Genomic DNA, 22,145 nt, shown 5'->3' with positions numbered 1-22,145 from the left:
TTTTCCGCAATCTTAACTCGCACTTAATGCGCTTCGCGCAGACTCCTCCGCCATGCAACGGAGCATCGCCGAAGTTATCGGAAACGTAATTCTCCACTCACCCTCGGGTAATCCGTCCGCTCTTACTCTTTGCTCAAACGGGACGAATACCTCGCCCCGGCGACGAGCCAACCCGAGAGGTTTGCCATGAAGATCATCCCGATGCTGCTGGCCGCCCTGCTGGCGACCGGCGCCGCTACTGCCCAGGCCCAGGACGGCAGCGAACGCTCCTGGCAGTACAACGCCGAATTCCGCGCCGCGCAGAAAGAACTGCGCGAAAAGCGCCTGCAGAAGCAACAACTGGAAGCGCAAGCGCAGAAGACCGACCGCAGCAAATGCGCCGAGCGCAAGAACGGCAACGGCTGAGCAGCCTTTCACCGAGCAATACACTTGTCCTTTTTGGGTTGCTCCTTTGGACAAGTCCTGAGGCGCCAGTCATGGCGCCTTTTTTTATCCGCCGTCGCGCCTGGCGGAAGAAGGCGGCATGGTCGCCAGCGACCAGCCGCCCTCCCCGTTTCCCACCTTACTCCTGCAATGCCCGCGGCCGCTGGCTGCGGCGCTCGGCGGCGGGTGCCGGGCTGGCCTGGAGCTGGAAGTCGAAATCCAGTTCGGCGAAGCGTCCGCCCTCCACGCCGCGGTCGCGGGCCGCGGCGGGGTCGTCGTTGAAGCGCAGGTCGCCGATCAGCCCATCGCGGGTGGCATAGGCGAAGTCGTCCCACAGGTAGCGGTCGCCCGCCAGGTTGATCTGGGTGGTCAGGTGGCGATGGCCGGGCGCCGAGACGAAGAAGTGAATGTGCGCCGGCCGCTGGCCGTGGCGGCCGAGGCGGTCGAGCAGTTCCTGGGTCGGGCCGTCGCTCGGGCAACCGTAGCCGGACGGCACGATACTGCGCGCACGGTAGCGGCCGTCGGCGTCGGTGCGGATGCGCCGGCGCAGGTTGTATTCGGACTGGCTGCTGTCGAAGTAGGAATAGGTGCCTTGGGTATTGGCATGCCAGACATCGACGATGGCCCCGGCCAGCGGCTGGCCGTCGGGACCGCTGACGCGGCCCTGGAGGAACATCACGGTGCCGGCGTCGCGGCCGTCGTCCATCCGTGCCTCGCCATCGCTCAGCGGCGCGCCGGCGACGTACAGCGGCCCTTCGATGGTGCGCGGCGTGCCGCCGGTGAGGCCGGCCTCGGCGTCCTGGGCGTCGAGCAGCAGGTCCAGGTAATGCTCCAGGCCCAGCCCGGCGGCCAGCAGGCCGGCTTCCTGGCGGCTGCCCAGGCGGTTCAGGTAGTCCACCGCTTTCCAGAATTCGTCGGGCGTGACCTGCATCTCTTCGATCAGCTTCGCCGTGTCGTCGAGGATGCGCCGCACCAGGGCCTTGGTGCGCGGATCGCCGCGTTCGTTGAGCTGGCCGCTGGCCTCTTCGAAGAAGCGCTGGACATCGGCAGTCTGGGAAATCTTCACGGTCATGGCGTTTGCCTCTGCTTGTTGTTGTCGGGCGTGGGAAGGGAATCTCAGCGGTCGTCGGCATGGATCGACGAGGGATGCCGGCAAAGCCCGTCGATCTCGATGTCCATGTAGGGAAACAGCGGCAGCCGGGTCAGGGTGTCGTGCAGTGCCTCGACGCTGGGCAGGTCGAACAGGCTGTAGTTGGCGTAGTGCCCGGCGATCCGCCAGAGGTGCCGCCAGCTGCCCTCGCGCTGGAGGCGCTGGGCCATTTCCTTCTCCTCGGCCTTGAGCCGCTCGGCCTGTTGCGGGTCCATGTCGACGGGCAACTTCACGGTCATCTTCACGTGGAACAGCATCGGTCGTTTCTCCTCTGTCTGCGGGACGGCTTCAGCGCCGGCGGAAGCGCGCCAGGCGCTCCTCGTCGAGCGCCAGGCCGAGACCCGGCGCACGCGGCACGTGCAAGTGGAAATCCTGGTAGCGCGGCGACTCGAGGAGGATGTCCTCGGTCAGCAGCAACGGGCCGAACAGTTCGCTGTGCCAGGCCAGGCGGTCGAGGGTGACGAAGGCGTGGGCGGCGGCCAGGGTGCCGATGCCGCCCTCGAGCATGGTCCCGCCGTACAGGCCGATCCCGGCCGCCTCGGCGATCGCCGCGCTACGCAGCACCGCGCGCGGTCCGCCGTTCTTGGCGATCTTCAGGGCGAACACCGGGGCGGCGCCCTCGCGAGCCAGATGGAAGGCATCCTCGACGCTCTCGATGGCCTCGTCGGCCATGATCGGCGCGCCGCCGCGGCTGCTCAGGCGCGCCAGGCCGACGCGGTTGTGGCGGGCAATGGGCTGTTCGATCAGGGCGATGCCGTTGTCGCCGAGCGTCGCGCAGGCACGCTGGGCAACGCCTTCGTCCCAGGCCTGGTTGACGTCCACCCGCACGCTGGCGCGCTCGCCGAGGGCGCGCTTGATGGCGATCGCGTGGGCCACGTCGGCATCCACCTCACCGGCGCCGATCTTCAGCTTGAAATGCCGGTGGCGGCGCAGGTCGAGCATCCGCTCGGCTTCCTCGATGTCGCGGCCGGTGTCGCCGCTGGCCAGGGTCCAGGCCACCTCCAGGCTGTCGTGCAGGCGGCCGCCGAGCAGTTCGCTGACGGCCAGGCCGAGGCGCTTGCCATGGGCGTCGAGCAAGGCGGTCTCGACCGCCGAGCGGGCGAAGGTGTTGCCCCTGATGTGTCGGTCCAGGCGCTGCATCGCGGCATTCACGTTGTCCGCCGGCTGGCCCAGCAGCAACGGGGCGAAATGCGCGTCGAGATTGCTCTTGATGCTCTCCGGGCTCTCGCTGCCGTAGGCCAGGCCACCGATGGTGGTGGCTTCGCCGAGGCCCTCGATGCCGTCGCTGCAACGCAGGCGGAGGATCACCAGGGTCTGCCGGTTCATGGTGTGCATGGCCAGCTTGTGCGGGCGGATGGTCGGCAGGTCGACGATGATCGACTCGAGGCTTTGGATCACGGCTTGGCTCATTCTCGGGGGTCCACCAGGGTTGCGGTCGGGTTTTCGACGGTTCGCTGCTCAAGGCTCGCTCGATACCGAGCGGGTTTCGCCGTCGTTTCGGCCAAGCATCCATCGCCTTCTTCACTGGGGTCCAATATCATCTTCCTCTCGAACCATACCCTGGAGGTATCATGGAGCTTCGTCACCTGCGCTACTTCCAGGCGCTGGCCCGGACCCTCAACTTCACCCGCGCCGCCGAGCAGTTGCACATCGCCCAGCCACCGCTGAGCCGGCAGATCCAGCAACTCGAGGAAATGCTCGGGGTGGCCCTGCTGGAGCGCGGCCGGCCGCTGCGCCTGACCGAAGCCGGGCGCTTCTTCCACGAACAGAGCGCGACGCTCCTGGACCAACTGGAAAGCATCTGCGACAGCACCCGGCGGATCGGCCAGGGCCAGCGCCAGTGGTTCGGCATCGGCTTCGTGCCCTCGGCGCTGTATGGCGTGCTGCCGGAGCTGATCCGCCACCTGCGCGGCGACCCGGAGCTGGAGCTGGGCCTGCTGGAGATGACCACCCTGCAACAGGTCGAGGCGCTGAAGAGCGGGCGTATCGACATCGGTTTCGGACGCATCCGCATCGACGACCCGGCGATCCGCCAGAGCGTGCTCAGCGAAGAGCCGCTGGTCGCCGCCCTGCCCGCCGGGCACCCGTTGCTCGGCCAGCCGCTGAGCCTGGAGCGCCTGTCGCGCGAGCCGTTCGTGCTCTACCCCGGCCAGCCGCGGCCGAGCTACGCCGACCACGTGCTGGCGCTGTTCGCCACCCACGGCCTGAGCCTGCGCGTGACGCAATGGGCCAACGAGATGCAGACCGCCATCGGCCTGGTCGCCGCCGGACTCGGCGCGACCCTGGTGCCGGCCTCGGTGCAGTTGCAGCACCGCGACGACGTCGCCTACCAGGCCCTGGCCGACGCCTCCCTGACCTCGCCGATCATCGTCAGCCGGCGCCAGGGCGACGGCTCCCCGCACCTGCGGCGCTGCCTGGCGCTGATCGGCCGCGAGGACGCCTGAACGCCCTCTCAGGAGCGCCGCGCAGCGCGGCGCTGGGTCATGCTCGGGGTTTCCTCGAAGCGCTTGCGGTAGTCCACGGAGAAGCGTCCGAGGTGGCTGAAGCCCCAGCCCAGGGCGATCGTCGAGATGCTGCGGGCGCCGCCGCTGGCGAGGATTTCCTCGCGCACCGCGGCGAGCCGGTAGTGCTTCAGGTAGCTCATCGGCGACACCCCGAAGTAGCGACGGAAGCCCTCGAACAGCTTGAACCGCGAGACCCCGGCGGCGCGTTCCACGTCCTCCAGGCTCAGGGTCTCGCGGGCGTTGGCCTGGAGAAACTCGCGGGCGCGCAGCAGGTAGTGCGGCGGGCGCCCGCCAAGGCCCTGCTGCAGGGCCTCGCTGTAGTTGTTCGGCTGGGCCAGGATCAGTCCCTTGATCAGCGCGCGTTCCAGGTCGCTGCTGAAAAACGCCTGGGCGTAGAGTTCGCTGCGCGCCATCTCCTCGCTGATGTGCCGCACGGTGCGCCACCAGGACGCGGAGGCGCCGTCCAGGGCATCCATCTCCGGATCGAAGCGCAAGGGCGTATCGATCGGCCGCTGCAACATCTCCTCCAGGACCTTGCGCATCGCCGTGCGGCCGATCACCACCTGCAGCTTGCGGCAGTCCCCGGCGATGCTCAGCTCCTGGCGCTCGTTGGGCGCGATGATCACCCCGCGGCGGACGTCGGAGAGCAGGCGCAGCCCGCCCCGGCACAGCTCCTGCTCGCCGCTGAGTGGCAGGCTCAGGCTGTAGGCGTTGAACGCCGCGGCATCCTCGACGGTGATGGTGACGTCGGTACCGTAGCCGATGTAGCCAAGGGTGGTGCACATCGACTTCAGCACGTTGCCGTGGTGCTCGAACTGCACCAGTCCCGGGCTCGCCGCTTCGAGCCGGTGCGGCCCGCAGACCTTCGACATCCAGGAACGGGCGGCGGCCAGGTCCAGGTGGTCGGCATGGAGATCGCCACGATCGGCGACGGGATGGGTCCTCATCATGGTTCGGCACTCGACACGGCAAGGCTGGGGGTGCGCTCTGCTGGCGCTCTGTTTTCAGCAAAATGCAAGGCATATGCCGGCGCAAGGCCGGCTCCCCGCATCCTCCACTATCCGGATAGCGTTCGCCGACTTTCCGGACAAAGCGTCCGCCGCAAGCGCCGCTCGAACCTCGGCCGAGCCCTCCGCGAGCCCCCCGGCCACTCCTCGGCGGCTGCGGATTTTCGGGATGCGCATCGTCGACTAAGCGGATAGCCCGCCCCCGCTCGCGGCCGTTGAATGGGTCACCCATAACGACAACGCACAAGGGTGAGAACGCATGAACGCTACCCGCAGAAGCCTCGAACAGTGGCGCGACTATGTCGGCGGCTGCCTCGACTTCCGTCCCGAGGAAGGCATCTTCCGCATCGCCCGGGACATGTTCACCGAACCGGAGCTGTTCGACCTGGAGATGGAGCTGATCTTCGAAAAGAACTGGATCTACGCCTGCCACGAAAGCGAACTGGCCAGGCCCCACGACTTCGTCACCCTGCGCGCCGGACGCCAGCCGCTGATCGTCACCCGCGACGGCAACGGCCAGTTGCACGCGCTGGTCAACGCCTGCCAGCATCGCGGCGCGACCCTGGTGCGGGTCGGCAAGGGCAACCAGTCGACCTTCACCTGTCCGTTCCATGCCTGGTGCTACAAGAACGACGGCCGGCTGGTGAAGGTCAAGGCGCCGGGCGAATACCCGGAAGGCTTCGACAAGGCCACCCGCGGCCTGAAGAAAGCGCGCATCCAGAGCTACAGGGGCTTCGTCTTCGTCAGCCTGGACGTCGCCGGCGAGGACGACCTGGTGGACTTCCTCGGCGACGCCCGGGTGTTCCTCGACATGCTGGTGGCGCAGTCTCCCAGCGGCGAGCTGGAAGTGTTGCCCGGCACCTCCACCTACACCTACGAAGGCAACTGGAAGCTGCAGAACGAGAATGGCCTGGACGGCTATCACGTCAGCACAGTGCACTACAACTACGTAGCCACCGTGCAGCACCGCCAGCAGGTCGAGGCCGAGCGCGGCGGCGTGGCCGCCACCCTCGACTACAGCAAGCTCGGCGCCGGCGACGCGGCCACCGACGACGGCTGGTTCTCCTTCGCCAACGGCCACAGCGTGCTCTTCAGCGAGATGCCCAACCCCGCCGTACGCCCCGGCTACGCCAGCGTGATGCCGCGGCTGGTGGCGGAATACGGCCAGGCCCGCGCCGAGTGGATGATGCATCGCCTGCGCAACCTCAATCTCTACCCCAGCCTGTTCGTCATCGACCAGATCAGCTCGCAGCTGCGCATCGTCCGCCCGCTGGCCTGGAACCGTACCGAGATCGTCAGCCAGTGCATCGGCGTCAAGGGCGAGTCGGACGCCGACCGGGAGAACCGGATCCGCCAGTTCGAGGACTTCTTCAACGTCTCCGGGATGGGCACGCCCGACGACCTGGTGGAGTTCCGCGAAGCCCAGCGTGGCTTCCAGGCCCGCCTGGAGCGCTGGAGCGACATCTCCCGCGGCCACGGCAAGTGGCTCGAAGGCGCGACGCCGAACAGCCAGGCGCTGGGTATCGCGCCGCTGCTGACCGGCACCGAGATCACCCACGAAGGCCTCTACGTCAACCAGCACGCGCATTGGCGGCGCTTCCTCCTCGACGGCCTGGAGCGCCTGGCCCTGCGCGCGAAGGAGGTGACCCCATGAACGCCGGACTGCAGTACCGCGTCGAACAGTTCCTCTACCGCCACGCCGAACTCTGCGATGCCCAGGACTGGGACGGCTACCTCGCGCAGTTCGACGAACAGTGCGAGTTCCACCTGCCGCAGTGGGAGTCCGAGCAGCGCTACACCCGCGATCCGAAGCGCGAGATGTCGCTGATCTACTACCCCAGCCGTGCCGGCCTGGAAGACCGGGTGTTCCGTATCCGCACCGGCAAGGCCGCGTCCACCGTGCCGATGCCGCGCACCCTGCACCAGATCGGCAACGTGCGCATCGCCGAGGAAGGCGAAGGCCTGCTGCGAGTGCGGGTCAACTGGCAGACCCTGTTCCAGCGCCTGGACCAGACCGGCAGCTTCTTCGGCCATGCCACCTACCGCCTGAAACCCCATGGAGAGGCCTGGCTGATCGCGCGCAAGCACATCGTCCTGCTCAACGACCGGATCGACTCGGTCCTCGACTTCTACCACCTCTGAACGGCGGGACCCGTCACGATGAATCACAAAGTCGCCCTCAGCTTCGCCGACGGCAAGACCCTGTTCCTGCCCGTCGGCCACGACGACCTGCTCCTCGACGCCGCCCTGCGCCACGGCATCAACCTGCCGCTGGACTGCCGCGAAGGGGTCTGCGGCACCTGCATGGGCCGCTGCGAGGCGGGCAGCTACAGCCTGGACTACGCCGACGAGGACACCCTCTCCGCCGCCGACCTGGAGCAGCGCAAGGTGCTCGCCTGCCAGACCCGGGTGCGCTCCGACGCGGCCTTCTACTTCGACTTCGCCTCGACCCTCTGCCATGCCGCCGCGGCCCAGGCGCACAGCGGCGTGGTGCGCGAACTGCGCCTGCTCTCCGAGGACACCGCGCTGCTCCGCCTCGACGCCGGCGCCGCGGGCCGCCAGCTGGACTTCCTGCCCGGCCAGTACGCGCGCCTGCAAGTACCCGGCAGCGACTGCCGGCGCGCCTACTCCTTCGCCAACCGGCCGAATCCGCAGAACCACCTGCAATTCCTCATCCGCCTGCTCCCGGGCGGCGCCATGAGCGACTACCTGCGCCAAGGGTGCCGGGTCGGCGACGAGATCCGCTTCGAGGCGCCGCTGGGCACCTTCTACCTGCGCCAGGTGGAGCGCCCGTTGCTGCTGGTGGCCGGCGGCACCGGCCTGTCGGCGTTCCTCGGCATGCTCGACGAACTGGCCGAGCGCGGTTGCGAGCGGCCGGTGCATCTCTACTACGGGGTACGCCGCGCCGACGATCTCTGCGAATTGCAACGGATCGCCGGCTACGCCGAGCGGCTTCCCGGCTTCCGCTTCGTCCCGGTGCTCAGCGAGGCGGACGCCGACTGGGATGGCCGGCGCGGCTACCTGCACGAGCATTTCGACGCCGCCCGCTTGCGCGACGAAGCTTTCGACCTCTACCTGTGCGGGCCGCCGCCGATGGTCGAGGCGGTCCGCCAGTGGCTGCGCGAGCGCTCCCTGGAGCATCTGCGGCTGTACCTGGAGAAGTTCACCGAAAGCGGCGACTGAAGCGCTCAGCCGAGGTCGCCGCCAGCTACCGGCAGGGTCACGCCGGTAATGTAGGACGCCTCGTCGGAGGCGAGGAAGAGGATCGCCGCGACCTGCTCGTCGATGCTGCCGTAGCGCTTCATCAGGCTGCTGTCGAGGGTCTGCTCGACGATCTGTCGATACCAGCGCCGCTCCTCCTCGCTCTGCGCCGCGGCGTTGCGCGGAATCCTTCGCGGCGGCGCGTCGGTGCCGCCCGGCGCCACCGCGTTGACGCGGATGCCCTGGTCGGCGGTCTCGAACGCCAGGCAGGCGGTCAGCGCGTTCACCCCGCCCTTGGCGGCGCCATAGGGCACCCGGTTGACCCCGCGGGTGGCAACCGACGAGACGTTGACGATCGCCCCGCTGCCCTGCCCCAGCATCGCCGGCAGCGCCGCTCGGCAACACCACAAGGTGGGCAGCAGCGAACGCCGCAGCTCGGCCTCGATCTCGTCCTCGGCGTAGTGTTGGTAGGGCTTCGCCCAGAGGGTGCCGCCGACGTTGTTGACCAGGATGTCCAGCCGGCCGAAACGCTCCAGGGTCCGCTCCAGTACCCGCTGGCATTCGGCGTAGCGCTCCAGGTCGGCGGTCAGGCACAGGCAGGCGTCGCCGGCCAGTTCGTGGACCAGCTCGGAGCGGTCCACCGCCACCACCCGCGCGCCTTCCTCCAGCAGGCGCCGGGCCACCCCCAGGCCGATGCCCTGGGCGGCGCCGCTGACCAGGGCGACCTTGTCGCGGAATCTGTCGTTCATGGGAATCTCCTTGGCTGCTCGGGTTCAGGCCGCGCTGGCAGCGAACTTTTCGTAGTAGAAATTCGCCGGGCGCACGCCCTGCTCGCGCAGGTAGCGCTCGACCGCCTCGACCATCGGCGGCGGCCCGCACAGGTAGATGTCGACGTCGCCCTCGTGCAGGTACTGCGCGGCGATGTGCTCGGTCACGTAGCCCTTGCGCGGATAGTCGCTGTCGGCGCTGGCCACGCAGGCGCTCCAGGTGAAGCCGGGAATCCGTTCGGCGAACGCCTCCAGGCGCTCGAGACCGACCAGGTCGACGTCGTGGGTCACCCCGTAGACCAGGTGCAGCGGGTGCGCGCTGCCCTGTTCGGCGATCCGTTCGAGCATCGCGGTGAACGGCGCCAGGCCGGTGCCGCCGGCCAGCATCAGCAGTGGCCGGTGAATCTCGCGCAGGTAGAAACTGCCCAGCGGGCCGTCCATCGCCAGGCTGTCGCCGGCCCTGGCCGTGCCACTGAGGAAGCCGCTCATCAGCCCGCCGGGGACGTTGCGGATCAGGAAGCTGACCTCGCCGTCCTTCGCCAGCGAGCTGAAGGAGTAGGCGCGGCGCTGCTCGCTGCCGGGTACCTGGAGGTTGACGTACTGCCCGGGCAGGAACGCCAGGCTGGCCAGCGCCTCGCCGCGCAGCGACAGGCCGATGGTGCTCGGCGACAGTTGCCGGACTTCGCTGATGCGCGCCTCGTAGCGCGCCTGGCCGGTCCTGCACAGGGTCGAGGACGCCGGCACGCGCAGCACGCAGTCGCTTTCGGCGCGCATCTGGCAGGTCAGCACGTAGCCGCGGGCGGCTTCCTCGGCGCTGAGGGCATCGTCGATGTAGTCCTGGCCCAGCGCATAGCGCCCGGCCTCGGCCAGGCACTTGCAGGTGCCGCAGGCGCCGTCGCGGCAGTCCAGGGGGATGTTGATGCCCTGGCGGTAGGCCGCGTCGGCCACGGTCTCGCCGGGCGCGGCATGGATGAAGCGGGTCACCCCGTCTTCGAAGTTGAGTGCGATCCGATGGTTCATGGCATGTCCCTCGACAGCCCGCCGGCGCGGGCGTCAGACGTGGTAGACGTCGATCAGCTGGCGAACGTAGTCGTTCTTCAGGATCACTTTCTTGGCCTTGATCAGCGGACTCTCGCCGCGTACGTCGAGGTCGTAGAAGGTGGTGCCGAAGTAGCTGTCCACGGTCTTGTAGCGATAGCTCAGGGTGTGCCAGTTGCAGCGCACGCGGCAGATGCCGTCGTCCTCGCCGAGCAGTTCGATGTTGCTCAGGTTGTGCGAGGTGCGGGTGTCCGGCAGGGTCGCGCTGGAGCGCTCGGTGCGGATGCGGAATACCCGGTCCTCCAGGCCGCCGCGGTTGCCGTACCAGATCAGCGAGATTTCCCGCTGCGGGTCCTCGGTGAGCTGGTCGCGGTCGTCCCAGGACGGCATCCAGAAACTGGCGTCCGCGGCGTACAACGCCAGCCAGGCGTCCCAATCCTTGTCGTCGAGATAGCGCGCCTCGCGGTAGAGGAAATCGCGCAGGGCGTCGTAGCCCAGGCTCATGACGCCACCTCCCGCAGCGCCACGCGCTGCGTCCGTTCGCGCTCCAGGGCGGCGAGCAGCGCCTCCTGCCAGTAGCGATGCTGCAATACGAACAGCCCTTCGTCCTCGGTGCGCACGCCGCTCAGGCGCGGCCGCAGGTCGATGGCCGCGGCCGCCGCGTCGGCGCCCTCTATCCAGTGTTCGGCGCCGCGCGACAGGTCGTTCCAGCCGACCACGCTGCCCTGGTAGCCCTGCTGGCAGGAACGGAACTCCTCCAGGTCGTCCGGGGTGGCCATGCCGCTGACGTTGAAGAAGTCCTCGTACTGGCGGATGCGCCGGGCGCGCGCCTCGGCGCTCTCGCCTTTCGGCGCGATGCAGTAGATGGTGATTTCCGTGCGGTCCACCGACAGCGGCCGGGCGATGCGGATCTGCGAGCTGAACTGGTCCATCAGGTACACGTTGGGGTACAGGCAGAGGTTGCGCGAGTTCTCGATCATCCAGTCGGCGCGGGCCTCGCCGAAGTCGCGGGCAAGCTCGGCGCGGCGCTCGAAGGCCGGCCGGTCCTCGGGGTTGGCCCAGCGACTCCAGAGCAGCATGTGACCATGCTCGAACGAGTAGAAGCCGCCGCCCTGCCGGGCCCAGCCCGCGGCGCTCATGGTCCGTAGCGGGTCCGCGGCGTCGCGCTGCTGGCGCTGGCTCTGGGTCGCCGCGTAGTTCCAGTGCACCGAACTGACGTGATAGCCGTCGGCGCCGTTCTCGGCGGTGAGCTTCCAGTTGCCTTCGTAGACATAGCTGGAAGAGCCGCGCAGCACCTCGAGGCCTTCCGGCGACTGGTCGACGATCATGTCGATGATCTTCGCCGACTCGCCCAGGTGCTCGGCCAGCGGCCTGACATCGGGGTTGAGGCTGCCGAACAGGAAGCCACGGTAGGACTCGAAGCGCGCCACCCGGGTCAGGTCGTGCGAGCCCTCGCAGTTGAAGCCCTGCGGGTAGCCGGCCTCGGCCGGGTCCTTGACCTTGAGCAGCTTGCCGGAGTTGTTGAAGGTCCAGCCGTGGAACGGACAGGTATAGCTGCTGCGATTGCCGCTCTTGTGCCGGCAGAGCATCGCGCCACGGTGGCTGCAGGCGTTGATGAAGGCGTTGAGCTGGCCGTCGCGGTTGCGCGCGATGACGATCGACTGGCGGCCGATCTGGGTGGTCAGGTAGTCGTTGACTCCGGCAACCTGGCTTTCGTGGGCGAGATAGACCCAGTTGCCCTCGAAGATGTGCTTCATCTCCAGTTCGAACAGGCGTGGATCGGTGAACATCTCCCGCTTGCAGCGGTAGACGCCGCGCTCGGGGTCTTCCTCGAGCAGAGAACGCAAGTAATCGCTACCCAGGGACATGGCCGGGGCCTCCGTTGTTATTGTTCAGGCCCGGTCAGGTTAGGTAGCGCGTGCTGCTGGGGATATCCGTTGCCTGCGGATCGCTGGCCGATTCCTGCACGCCGTGGCGGTCGGCGCTAGGCGCGCCGGCGCAGGGTTTCCGAAGGCAGCTCGCCGAACTGCCGGCGATATTGCTCGGCGAAGCGGCCGAGGTGGGCGAAACCGAAGTCCAGGGCCAGTTCGGTGAGGTTGCGTACCCGGCAGCCGGGGTCTTCCAGGCAGGCGCGGATGCGCTCCAGGCGCAGCCGGCGAATGTATTGCCGAGGGCTCTCGCCAAGCTGGCGCTCGAACAGCGCGTACAGCGAACGGGTGCTCATGTGCGCCTGCTCGGCCAGCGCCGCGACCTCGATCTCGCTCTGCAGATGGCGGCGGATGTAGGCATCGAGGCGGGCGAAGACGACCTGCGCATCGCCGGGGTCCTCGCGGCTGACGTTGGTCTTCAGCAGGGTCAGCAGCTTGCTGCCGAGGATCTGCTCGAAGTGGCTGTCGACCCGCGCCAGCCGCTCGCCGGACTCGGCCTCGCGGCAGACCAGGGCGAGCAGGCCGACGAAGCCTTCCAGCTGGTCCAGGCGATAGCGATGTTCGAGGAAACGCACGCCGCGCGCCGGATGGCTCCAGCGCTGCTCGGCGCAGATCGCTTCGAGCAGCGCGCAGGGCAGCTTGACGATGAATTTCTCGCAGTCCGCCGAATAGGTCAGGTCGACCGGATCGTCCGGGTTGATCAGCAACAGCTCGCCCGGCGCCAGGGCGTGTTCCTGCCCGCCGCCGCGCCACAGGCAGTGGCCGCGCAGGAGGATCTGCAGGTGGAAGATGCTCTCCAGCGCCGGCGAGGTGACCCGTACCGCCGCGCCGTAGCTGATCCGGCACAGGTCGAGGCTGGCGAAGGTGCGGTGGTCGAGGCTGGCTTGCGGCCTGCCGGCGGCCGGCAGGCGTATGCAGTGCGTACCGACGTGCCGGTTGACATAGCCGGACACCGCATAGGGGTCGGCACGTTCGAACACCCGGCTGCGCTCGCTGAGCAAGGAGGCATTCATGGGCAGGACACTCAGGCTGCTATCGTTGTTGTTATCGCCGCGCGGCGCCAAGCGCCGGGCGCGGAACGTCCACCCACACTACGCAAGCCCTCCGCCGGCGACAATCCGGGCCGGCAATCGCGTGCGGTAATCGAACGGAATCCGTCCAACGGCCAACGAAAAAGGGCCGCCAGGGTTTCCCCTGCCGGCCCGCTTGCGCGCCCGCTTCAGCCGGCCGCCGGCGTCTCCTCGCGCGGTCCGGCGTCGCGCCCGTGGGTCCAGCGATAGAGCACCGGCAGCACCAGCAGGGTCAGCATGGTCGAGGACAGGATGCCGCCGATCACCACCGTCGCCAGCGGCCGCTGCACCTCGGCGCCGGTGCCGGTGGCCAGGGCCATCGGCACGAAACCGAGGGACGCCACCAGGGCGGTCATCAGCACCGGACGCAGGCGGGTGATGGCGCCCTCCCACACCGCCTGGTCGAGGCTGCGTCCTTCCTGCAACAGGTTGCGGATGAAGGAGATCATCACCAGGCCGTTGAGCACCGCCACCCCGGACAGGGCGATGAAACCCACCGCCGCCGAGATCGACAGCGGTATCCCGCGCAGCCACAGGGCCAGCACCCCGCCGGTGAGGGCGAAGGGGATGCCGGTGAACACCAGCAGGCCGTCCTTGACGTTGTTGAACATGGCGAAGAGCAAGGTGAACACCAGCAGCAGCGCCACCGGCACCACTACCTGCAAGCGCTTGGCGGCGGACTGCAACTGTTCGAACTGGCCGCCCCAGGTGGTCCAGTAGCCGGCCGGGATCTTCACCCCGTCCTGCAGCTTCTGTTGCGCTTCCAGCACGAACGAGCCGATGTCGCGGCCGCGCACGTTGGCGCTGACCACGATGCGCCGCTTGCCGTTCTCCCGGCTGATCTGGTTCGGTCCCGGCGAGAGGTCGAGGCGCGCCACGTCCGACAGCGGGATGAAGTCGATCCGCGCCAGGTTGTTCGGCGGCAGCGGGATCAGCAGGTTGGACAGTGCCGGCAGGTCGGCGCGCAGGGTTTCCGGCAGGCGGATGACGATGTCGAAGCGGCGGTCGCCCTCGAACAGGGTACCGGCGTTGCGTCCGCCGAGGGCGGTGGCCACGGTGTCCTGGATGTCGCCGACATTGAGGCCGAAGCGTGCCGCCTTGTCGCGGTCGATGTCCACCGTCAGCACCGGCAGGCCGGTGGTCTGCTCGACCTTCACCTCGGAGGCGCCGTCGATGCCTTGCAGCACCTTGGAGATCTTCTCCGCGGTGTCGTTGAGCACCTGCATGTCGTCGCCGAAGACCTTCACCGCGACGTCGCTGCGCACCCCGGAGATCAGTTCGTTGAAGCGCAACTGGATCGGCTGGGAGAACTCGTAGACGCTGCCCGGCACCTCAAGGGCCGCGGCCTGCAATTCTTCCAGCAGCGCCTCCCGCGACTTCTTCGGGTCCGGCCACTGGCTCTGCGGCTTGAGCATCACGTAGCTGTCGGAGGCGTTCGGCGGCATCAGGTCGGAGGCGATCTCGGCGGTCCCGGTGCGGGCGAAGACCCGCTCGATCTCCGGGAACTTGCCCATCAGCTTCCTCTCCAGGGTCTGCTGCATCTCGACCGACTGGGTCAGGCTGGTGCCCGGCACCCGCAGGCCCTGCATGGCGAAGTCGCCCTCGCTGAGGCTGGGAATGAACTCGCTGCCCATCCGCGAGGCCACCAGCCCGGTGAGCAGGATCGCGCCGAGGGCGCCGCCGACCACCAGCGCGCGGTGCCCGAGCACCCAGCGCAGCGCCGGTTCGTAGGCCAGACGCGCGCGGCGCATGACGAAGTTCTCCTCCTCCTTGACCTTGCCGGTGATGAACAGCGCGATCGCCGCCGGGACGAAGGTCACCGAGAGGATCATCGCGCCGAGCAGCGCGGTGACCACGGTGAACGCCATCGGGTGGAACATCTTCCCCTCGACCCCGGTGAGGGCGAAGATCGGCAGGTACACCACCATGATGATGATCTGGCCGAAGACCAGCGCCCGGCGCGCCTCCCTGGACGCGGCGAAGACCTCGTGGAAACGTTCCGCGCGGGTCAGCTGGCGGCCGTGGCGGGCCTGGGCGTGGGCCAGGCGGCGGATGGCGTTCTCGACGATCACCACGGCGCCGTCGACGATGATGCCGAAGTCCAGCGCGCCGAGGCTCATCAGGTTGGCGCTGACCCTGTTGCCGACCATCCCGGTGAAGGTGAACAGCATCGACAGCGGGATGATGGTGGCGGTGATCAACGCCGCGCGGATGTTGCCGAGGAACAGGAAGAGCACCGCGATCACCAGCGCCGCGCCTTCCACCAGGTTCTTCTTCACCGTGGCCACGGCCTTGTCCACCAGGGTGGTGCGGTCGTAGACGGTGATCGCCTTGACCCCCTTGGGCAGGGTCCGGTTGATCTCCTCCAGGCGCTGGCCGACCGCCTGGGCCACTTCCCGGCTGTTCTCGCCGATCAGCATGAACACCGTGCCGAGCACCACTTCGCGGCCGTTCTCGGTGGCCGCGCCGGTGCGCAGCTCCTTGCCCAGGCCGACCTCGGCGACGTCGCGGATACGGATCGGCACGCCGTCGACGTTGGAAACGATTATCCCGCGGATATCGTCCATGTCCTTGACCTGGCCCGGCGCGCGGATCAGCAACTGCTCGCCGCGCCGCTCGATGTAGCCGGCGCCGACGTTCTCGTTGTTGCGCAGCACGGCGTTCTGCAGGTCGCCGAGGGTCAGCTTGTAGGCCGCGAGCTTCTTCGGATCCGGGGCGATGAGGAATTGCTTGGCGTAGCCGCCGATGGTGTTGATCTCGGCCACGCCCTTCACGTTGCGCAACTGCGGACGGATGATCCAGTCCTGGATGGTGCGCAGGTCGGTGGGCGTGTAGGCGCTGCCGTCCTCCTTGGTCGCGCCCTCCTCGGCCTCAACCGTCCACAGGTAGATCTCGCCGAGACCGGTGGAGATCGGCCCGAGGGTCGGCGAGATGTCTTCCGGCAGTTGCTCGCGCGCCGTGCTCAGGCGTTCGTTGACCTGCTGGCGGGCGAAGTAGATATCGGTGCCCTCCTCGAAGATCACCGTCACCTGGGAAATCCCCGGCCGCGACAGCGAACGGGTTTCCTGCAAACCCGGCAGGCCGGCCATGACGGTCTCCACCGGGTAGGTGATCCGCTGCTCCACTTCCAGCGGCGAGTAGCCGGGGGCGGCGGTATTGATCTGCACCTGGACGTTGGTGATGTCCGGGACCGCGTCGATGGACAGCTTCTGGTAGCTGCCGATGCCGACCCCGGCCATCCCCAGCACCGCCAGCAGGACCAGCCAGCGTTGCTCGATGGCGAATTGGATGATGCGTTCGAACATGCGAAGACTCCTGGAGCGGGACTCAGTGACCGTGTTCCGCCGAGCCCTTGCCCAGTTCGGATTTGAGGATGAAGCTGCCGCTGGCGGCGACCTGGCTGCCGGCGCGCAGGCCCTCGAGGACCTCGACGCGCTGGCCGTCGCTGATGCCCAGCTTGACCGGCTGGACCACGAAGCCATCGGCCACGCGGACGAACACCACGTCCTCGCCGTCGACGTTCTGCACCGCGCCGTCGGCGACCGTCAGGACTTCCTTGCGGGTCGCCTCGGCCACCTGCACGGAAACGAACAGGCCCGGGCGCCAGGTGCTCTCGGGGTTGCTCAGGGTGACCCGGGCGGTGGCCGCGCGGGTCTGCTCGCCGAGCAGGTCGCCGATGTAGGACACGGTGCCCTCCACCTCGCTATCCAGCGCCTGGGCGAGCACCTTGACCTTGCTGCCGACGCGGACCTGGCCGAGCAGTTGCGCGGGCACGTTGAAGGTGGCCCAGACCGAGGACAGGTCGGACAGGGTGAAGACGTTGGCGGTGCCGTCCACCGGCTCGCCCTGGGTCAGGTGCTTTTCCACCAGCACCCCGGCGAACGGCGCGCGCAGCTCGTAGCGGTTGCCGCCCTGCAGGCTGGGATTGCCGCCGAGCGCGGCGATCTTCGCCCGCGCGTTGTTCAGCGCGATCTCGGCTTCCTGCAAACCCTGGCGGGCGAGCAGGAATTCCTGCTCGGCGGAAATGCCCTCCTTCCACAGCTGCTGCTCGCGCTTGTAGGTGCTCTGCGCCAGGCTCAGGCGGCGCTGGGCGGCGGCGAATTCGCTGCGCTGGTCGGACAACTGCGGGCTGCTGATCACCGCCAGCAGCTCGCCCTGCTTCACCGCCTGGCCAAGATTGGCCGGCACGCTGTCGACGATCCCCGGCAGGCGCGGGACGATATGCGCGGTGCGGTCCTCGTTGAAGCGGATCTCGCCGGGCAGCGAGACCACCTGGGCCAGGCTGATCGTCCGCGCCGTATCGAGGGTGATGCCGGCGGCCTCGATCTGCTCGGCATCCAGCTCCAGCTTGCCCTCCTCGCGGGTGAAGGCGAAGTCGTAGCCCTGCTTGCCGGCCATCAGCTTGAGGCGCGCGGTGAAGGCATGCGGCTCGGCGATCCCGGCATTGGCCACCAGGCCATCGCCGCTGGCCTTGAACAGCAGGTCCTCGACCTCGCCGGTGGCACGCTCGACGTCGGCGCCGAGGACCACCTCCTGCGGCGCCAGCGCCTTGCCGCCGCGCTCGACCCAGGCCTTGAGCGGGCTGCCGTCCTCCGGCACCAGCAGTTCCAGGGTCAGGTCGCCCTGGCGCAACAACATGCCGCCGCGCGGTCCGCTGCCCTCGCCCTCGGCGGCCGCTTCGCCGGCGCCGGCCGGCGCCTTGCCGCCCAGCTCCAGGTAGGCGCCGCCGCCCAGGCCGAGCAGTGCCAGTGCGGTCACCGCGATAATCGTCTTCTTGCCCATTCTGTTCTCCCGAACCGTTCGGGGGGCGCGCCGGCGGCCCGCCCCGGAAATCTCACTGGCCGAGGTGGCCGATGTCTTCGCCGAGCAGGCGCTCCATGCTCACCCGCGCCTGTGCCGCGGCGTCCAGCGCGCGCACGTACTGGGCACGGACGCCGACCAGGGTGCGCTGGGCATCGAGCACGTCGAGGAAGTTGAACTTGCCCATCTCGAAGCCGCGGGTCATCGAGTCCAGCGCGCTCTGTGCGCCGGGCAGCAGGTCGCGACGGACCAGCGCCAGCTCCTGTTCCGAGGTGCGCAACTGGTCGTAGGCCTGTACCGCTTCGCTGCGCAGGCGCAGCAGGGTCGCGCGCTGCAGGTCGCGGGCCTGGTCGGCGCGGCTCTGGGCGGCGTAGATGTTGCCCTGGTTGCGGTCGAACAGCGGCAGCGGCATCGACAGGCCGATCAGGTTGACCCGTTCGCCACGTCCGTCGCGGGCGGTCTGGTCGTACTTGCTGCCGATGCTGACCGTCAGGTTGGGGATGCGCTGGCGCTTCTCCAGGTCGACCTGGGCCTCGCCGCGCGCTACCTCCTGGGCCGCCAGGCGCAGGGTCGGCGACTCGTCGAGATGGCGCAGCAAGGCGCCACGGGTGATGCTCGCCGGCACCGCGTCGAGCGCGCCGCCGACCCTGGCGAAGCCTGGCTGCGGCTCGTCCCAGGTGCTCGACAGCTGCACATAGGTGCGCTGCTGCTCCAGCTCCGCCTGGCTCAGGTCGAGCTGGGCGTTGTCCGCCAGGACCTGGGCGCGAACCCGTTCCACCGAGGAGATGCTGCCGGCCTTGACCCGTCGGTCGGCGGCCTGCAGCGCGCGCCTGGCCAGGTCCAGGGAGGTCTTCGCCAGGCGCACCCGCTCCTGCGCGGTCAGCGCCGCGTAGTAGGCGCCGCGGACCTGGGCGCGCAGTTCGGCGCGACGGACTTCCAGTTGGGTCCAGGCGATCTCGCTGCCGCGTTTCGCCACCTCCACCCGCGCACCGCGCTTGCCGCCCAGCTCCAGCGGCTGGGCGATGCTGACGCTGGTCTGGCGATTGCCCTGGCGGGTGTCCTCGACGCTCCAGGACAGATCCGGGTTGGGGATCAGCCCGGCCTGCTGCCGCGCGCCGCTGGCGATCTCGGTCTCGCGCCCCACCGCCGCCAGCTCGGGGTTGCTCCGCAGGGCCCGCTCCAACGCCTGCTCGAGGCTGATCGAAGTGCCGTTGAAACTCACCGGCGCTTCGTTCGCCAGGGCCGGCAGGCCCAGGCAGAGTCCCATCAGTAGCCAGCAGGCGCGTTTCCCCGCGCTGGCCAGTGGCCGAAGTATCGGCATGTTCCGCTCCTCGTCTGCTGATCGTCGTCGGCGACGGCGATCCATTACCGGCCCGGAACCACGCAACCGTTCATCGGCGATATCTCGCCGGCGATATTCGAAGTTGCACTTCCGGGATGCGGCAGATGTTAGGTAGCGGGGCTTATCGGCAAGGTGACGGAAGAATTACAAGTCGGTAATGAATATTCTCCACGGACAATTAGCGGTTACACTTCGGCAACCTTCGAAGAGACTGGCAATAGTTGGATGAAACATAGGGACAAAAGCAACATGCGCTTACAAAAGGCATTGCCCCTCACGCCCAGCGGTGCTTGCGCCGCGGACATTTCCAAAGTTCTCAGGCGGACTCCCGAGAGAACTACCCGGTCATTCGATAATTATCATCGAAGCAGCGCAACGATATGAAATTACATTTCCAGGATTCTATCCAGGCAACGCCCGCAATGTAACTTTATAGCAATGCACTTAAACATTTACTTGCAAATGAATCCATACTTTATATAGGGGCGAACATGCGCATCCTTATTATCGAAGATGAAGTCAAGACTGCCGACTACCTGCACCAGGGCCTGACCGAAAGCGGCTACATCGTCGACCGCGCCAACGATGGCATCGACGGCCTGCACATGGCCTTGCAACACCCTTACGAACTGGTGATCCTCGACGTCAACCTACCCGGCATCGACGGCTGGGACCTGCTCCGCCGCCTGCGCGAACGCAGCAGCGCGCGGGTGATGATGCTCACCGGGCATGGCAGGCTGACCGACAAGGTGCGCGGCCTCGATCTCGGCGCCGACGACTTCATGGTCAAGCCGTTCCAGTTCCCCGAACTGCTGGCGCGGGTCCGCTCGCTGCTGCGCCGCCACGACCAGGCACCGATGCAGGACGTCCTGCGGGTCGCCGACCTGGAGCTGGACGCCAGCCGCCACCGGGCCTTCCGCGGCCGGGTGCGGATCAACCTGACGACCAAGGAGTTCGCCCTGCTGCACCTGCTGATGCGGCGCAACGGCGACGTCATCACCCGGACGCAGATCATCTCGCTGATCTGGGACATGAACTTCGACAACGACTCCAACGTGGTGGAAGTCGCCATCTGCCGCCTGCGGGCGAAGATCGACGACGGCTTCGACCTCAAGCTGATCCATACCATTCGCGGCGTCGGCTACGTCCTGGAAGCGCGCCGATGACGCCACCAGGCCGACTGTCGCTGCGCCTGGCCCTGCTGGTCGGCGCCCTCGGCGCGCTGCTGGCCCTGGCGCTCGGCGCAATGGCGCACTGGAACCTCGGCCGCGAGCTGGAAGCCCGCGAGCGGGAAAACCTGCAATTGAAGCTGGAGCAGATCCGCCACAGCCTGGAAGACGATCTCGACCTGCGCAGCGACCCGGCCGTACAGGCGCATGCCCTGCAGGACCAACTGGTGGCGCACAGCGGCCTGCACCTGAGCATTCTCGACAGCCGCAGCGGCCAGCCGCTGATGAGCTTCGGCGACCAGGCCGCGGCCAGCGTCGCGGCCAACCGCGCGCTTCTCGCCCGCTTGCAGGCGGATGCCCGCCAGCCGGTGTTCCAGAGCTGGAGCACCGGCAACGACCAGCGCCTGCTGAGCATCGGCGCTTCCATGCGCATGAAGAACGGCACCCCGGTACAGGTGTTGCTGAGCAGCGAGCGCAACGCCGACGAGCGCCTGCTCGACGGTTTCCTCCGCGCCACCCTGCTGGCCCTGCCCTTCCTCCTGCCATTGATCGCCCTGGCCGCCTGGTGGGTGGTGCGTGCCGGCCTCGAACCGTTGAACCGCTTCCGCCGGGTGGCCGCCCAGGTCAGCCCGCAGGATCTCTCCTACCGCATCCCCGAGCAGAACCTGCCGCGCGAGCTGGACAGCCTGGCCCGCAGCTTCAACCACATGCTCGGCCGCCTCGAGGATGGCGTACGCCAGCTCTCGCAGTTTTCCGACGACCTGGCCCACGAACTGCGCGCGCCGATCTGCAACCTGCTGGTGCGCAACCAGGTGCTGCTCAGCCAGCATCGCGACAGCGCGGCATACCGCGAAGCCCTGGAGTCCAATGCCGAGGAACTGGAGCGGCTGTCGCGGATCGTCACCGACATGCTGTTCCTGGTGCAGGTGGACAACCCGGCGATCCAGGCCCAGTTCGGCTGCGTCGCCCTGCACGAGCAGGCGGCCAAGGTCATCGACCTGTACGAGATGGTCGCCGAGGACAAGGGCGTCGAACTGCGCCTGTCCGGCAGCGGCTTCGCCCACGGCGACAACCTGATGATCCAGCGCGCCATTTCCAACCTGGTGTCCAACGCCGTGCGCCACACCCCGCAAGGCGGGCGCATCGACGTGCGGATCGGGGAGCGCGCGGGGCACACCGAGGTGAGGGTCAGCAACGACGGCCCGGGCATCCCGCCGGAGTACCTGCCGCACCTGTTCGAGCGCTTCTACCGCCGCGCCGGACGCCAGACTGGAGCCCAGGCCGGCACCGGCCTGGGACTGGCCATCGTGCAATCGATCATGGCCTACCACGGCGGCCGCGCCGAAGCGGAAAGCGTACCGCAGCAGAAGACCCACCTGCGCCTGCTGTTCCCTTCGACGGGCGCTGCCTGACGCCGGTTTCAGCAACCGGCGCGGCGCCGCCACAGCCGGTACTCGCCGCAGAAACCGGCGAGGAACAGCGCCAGGCCGAGCGCCAGCAGGGTCCAGGGCGTCCGCAGCGGGGCGCGCTGGAGCGGCGGATCGCCGTGCAGCAGGACGAAGCATTGCAGCAGCGCCCAGAACATCGCGGCGACGCCGCCAAGCATGGCCAGGCGGCACAACCAGCCGAGCCAGTAGCCTCGGCGCGAGGGCATTTCCGGAAACTTCCCCGACACGTATTCACCTCCACATCCGCCGCCGTACTCTAGCCGAGACGCGGACGGCGGTGTGTCATGCAAGCGCAATA

General features: G+C 68.1%; 20 protein-coding genes. 7 read left to right on the top strand and 13 right to left on the bottom strand.

Annotated elements, in window-relative coordinates:
• The first annotated feature begins 186 nt into the window (after positions 1-186).
• Positions 187-405: a hypothetical protein gene (locus tag JHD77_RS29085; RefSeq protein WP_003089862.1), complete on the top strand. Its 219-nt coding sequence runs from the start codon at positions 187-189 to the stop codon at positions 403-405.
• A 157-nt stretch (positions 406-562) separates the two neighbouring features.
• Here the strand turns inward: JHD77_RS29085 and catA are convergent, their stop codons facing one another.
• From catA to JHD77_RS29070, 3 genes are read right to left on the bottom strand one after another with little or no spacing between them, the layout of a single operon-like run.
• Positions 563-1,495 carry a catechol 1,2-dioxygenase gene (gene catA, locus JHD77_RS29080; RefSeq protein ID WP_003089863.1) on the bottom strand — a complete coding sequence of 311 codons (933 nt, stop codon included), beginning with the start codon at positions 1,493-1,495 and terminating at the stop codon, positions 563-565.
• Positions 1,496-1,539: 44 nt separating this feature from the next.
• Positions 1,540-1,830, bottom strand: a complete 291-nt coding sequence (catC, locus tag JHD77_RS29075) for a muconolactone Delta-isomerase (RefSeq protein WP_003089864.1) — start codon at positions 1,828-1,830, stop codon at positions 1,540-1,542.
• 31 nt (positions 1,831-1,861) lie between these two features.
• Positions 1,862-2,983: a muconate cycloisomerase family protein gene (locus JHD77_RS29070; protein WP_003120080.1), complete on the bottom strand. Its 1,122-nt coding sequence runs from the start codon at positions 2,981-2,983 to the stop codon at positions 1,862-1,864.
• A 161-nt stretch (positions 2,984-3,144) separates the two neighbouring features.
• On the opposite strand from JHD77_RS29070, the gene JHD77_RS29065 reads away from it, so the two are divergent.
• Positions 3,145-4,017: a LysR family transcriptional regulator gene (locus JHD77_RS29065; protein WP_003089870.1), complete on the top strand. Its 873-nt coding sequence runs from the start codon at positions 3,145-3,147 to the stop codon at positions 4,015-4,017.
• A gap of 8 nt (positions 4,018-4,025) precedes the next feature.
• On the opposite strand, the gene JHD77_RS29060 is transcribed toward JHD77_RS29065, so the two are convergent.
• On the bottom strand, positions 4,026-5,027 hold the full coding sequence (locus JHD77_RS29060) for an AraC family transcriptional regulator (protein WP_003116868.1): 1,002 nt from the start codon (positions 5,025-5,027) through the stop codon (positions 4,026-4,028).
• 316 nt (positions 5,028-5,343) lie between these two features.
• Here JHD77_RS29060 and antA point away from each other — a divergent pair, with 316 nt between their 5' ends.
• Genes antA through antC form a run of 3 tightly spaced genes read left to right on the top strand, consistent with a single transcriptional unit; the run spans position 5,344 to position 8,267 of the window.
• Positions 5,344-6,738, top strand: a complete 1,395-nt coding sequence (gene antA, locus JHD77_RS29055; protein ID WP_003113310.1) for an anthranilate 1,2-dioxygenase large subunit — start codon at positions 5,344-5,346, stop codon at positions 6,736-6,738.
• Positions 6,735-7,226, top strand: coding sequence for an anthranilate 1,2-dioxygenase small subunit (gene antB, locus JHD77_RS29050; protein WP_003116865.1), 492 nt, complete (start codon positions 6,735-6,737; stop codon positions 7,224-7,226). The genes antA and antB overlap by 4 nt, the downstream gene beginning before the upstream one ends.
• Positions 7,227-7,244: 18 nt before the next feature.
• Positions 7,245-8,267, top strand: a complete 1,023-nt coding sequence (antC, locus tag JHD77_RS29045) for an anthranilate 1,2-dioxygenase electron transfer component AntC (protein WP_031755875.1) — start codon at positions 7,245-7,247, stop codon at positions 8,265-8,267.
• Positions 8,268-8,272: 5 nt separating this feature from the next.
• Here the strand turns inward: antC and JHD77_RS29040 are convergent, their stop codons facing one another.
• The 8 genes from JHD77_RS29040 to JHD77_RS29005 all read right to left on the bottom strand — a co-directional run bounded on the left by JHD77_RS29040 (position 8,273) and on the right by JHD77_RS29005 (position 19,209).
• Entirely contained in the window at positions 8,273-9,034 is a 762-nt protein-coding gene (locus tag JHD77_RS29040; RefSeq protein ID WP_003113313.1) for a 1,6-dihydroxycyclohexa-2,4-diene-1-carboxylate dehydrogenase, read from the bottom strand.
• A 24-nt stretch (positions 9,035-9,058) separates the two neighbouring features.
• Positions 9,059-10,072: a benzoate 1,2-dioxygenase electron transfer component BenC gene (gene benC, locus JHD77_RS29035; protein ID WP_031755877.1), complete on the bottom strand. Its 1,014-nt coding sequence runs from the start codon at positions 10,070-10,072 to the stop codon at positions 9,059-9,061.
• A gap of 33 nt (positions 10,073-10,105) precedes the next feature.
• Positions 10,106-10,594, bottom strand: a complete 489-nt coding sequence (gene benB / locus JHD77_RS29030; RefSeq protein ID WP_003113314.1) for a benzoate 1,2-dioxygenase small subunit — start codon at positions 10,592-10,594, stop codon at positions 10,106-10,108.
• Entirely contained in the window at positions 10,591-11,958 is a 1,368-nt protein-coding gene (gene benA, locus JHD77_RS29025) for a benzoate 1,2-dioxygenase large subunit (RefSeq protein WP_003113315.1), read from the bottom strand. Before benA ends, benB begins: the two co-directional genes overlap by 4 nt.
• 116 nt (positions 11,959-12,074) lie before the next feature.
• Positions 12,075-13,031, bottom strand: a complete 957-nt coding sequence (locus JHD77_RS29020) for an AraC family transcriptional regulator (protein ID WP_003109534.1) — start codon at positions 13,029-13,031, stop codon at positions 12,075-12,077.
• Between the two features lie 206 nt (positions 13,032-13,237).
• Complete coding sequence (locus JHD77_RS29015; protein ID WP_031755879.1) at positions 13,238-16,393, bottom strand: efflux RND transporter permease subunit; 3,156 nt, start codon at positions 16,391-16,393, stop codon at positions 13,238-13,240.
• Positions 16,394-16,415: 22 nt separating this feature from the next.
• Positions 16,416-17,870 carry an efflux RND transporter periplasmic adaptor subunit gene (locus JHD77_RS29010; protein WP_003109532.1) on the bottom strand — a complete coding sequence of 485 codons (1,455 nt, stop codon included), beginning with the start codon at positions 17,868-17,870 and terminating at the stop codon, positions 16,416-16,418.
• Between the two features lie 52 nt (positions 17,871-17,922).
• A complete protein-coding gene (locus JHD77_RS29005; RefSeq protein WP_003113317.1) occupies positions 17,923-19,209 on the bottom strand; it encodes a TolC family protein in 1,287 nt (428 codons plus the stop codon).
• Positions 19,210-19,721: 512 nt separating this feature from the next.
• Here JHD77_RS29005 and JHD77_RS29000 point away from each other — a divergent pair.
• Both JHD77_RS29000 and JHD77_RS28995 read left to right on the top strand, forming a co-directional pair.
• Positions 19,722-20,396 carry a heavy metal response regulator transcription factor gene (locus JHD77_RS29000; protein WP_003089900.1) on the top strand — a complete coding sequence of 225 codons (675 nt, stop codon included), beginning with the start codon at positions 19,722-19,724 and terminating at the stop codon, positions 20,394-20,396.
• Complete coding sequence (locus JHD77_RS28995) at positions 20,393-21,811, top strand: sensor histidine kinase (protein WP_003089902.1); 1,419 nt, start codon at positions 20,393-20,395, stop codon at positions 21,809-21,811. The genes JHD77_RS29000 and JHD77_RS28995 overlap by 4 nt, the downstream gene beginning before the upstream one ends.
• Before the next feature lie 8 nt (positions 21,812-21,819).
• Here the strand turns inward: JHD77_RS28995 and JHD77_RS28990 are convergent, their stop codons facing one another.
• Positions 21,820-22,053, bottom strand: a complete 234-nt coding sequence (locus JHD77_RS28990; protein ID WP_016561952.1) for a hypothetical protein — start codon at positions 22,051-22,053, stop codon at positions 21,820-21,822.
• Positions 22,054-22,145: the final 92 nt, after the last annotated feature.

This window comes from Pseudomonas sp. P20, assembly GCF_016463925.1.
Taxonomy (GTDB): domain Bacteria; phylum Pseudomonadota; class Gammaproteobacteria; order Pseudomonadales; family Pseudomonadaceae; genus Pseudomonas; species Pseudomonas aeruginosa.
Note: the sequence above shows the minus strand (reverse complement) of the source record. Positions and strands in the feature narration are given on the sequence as shown.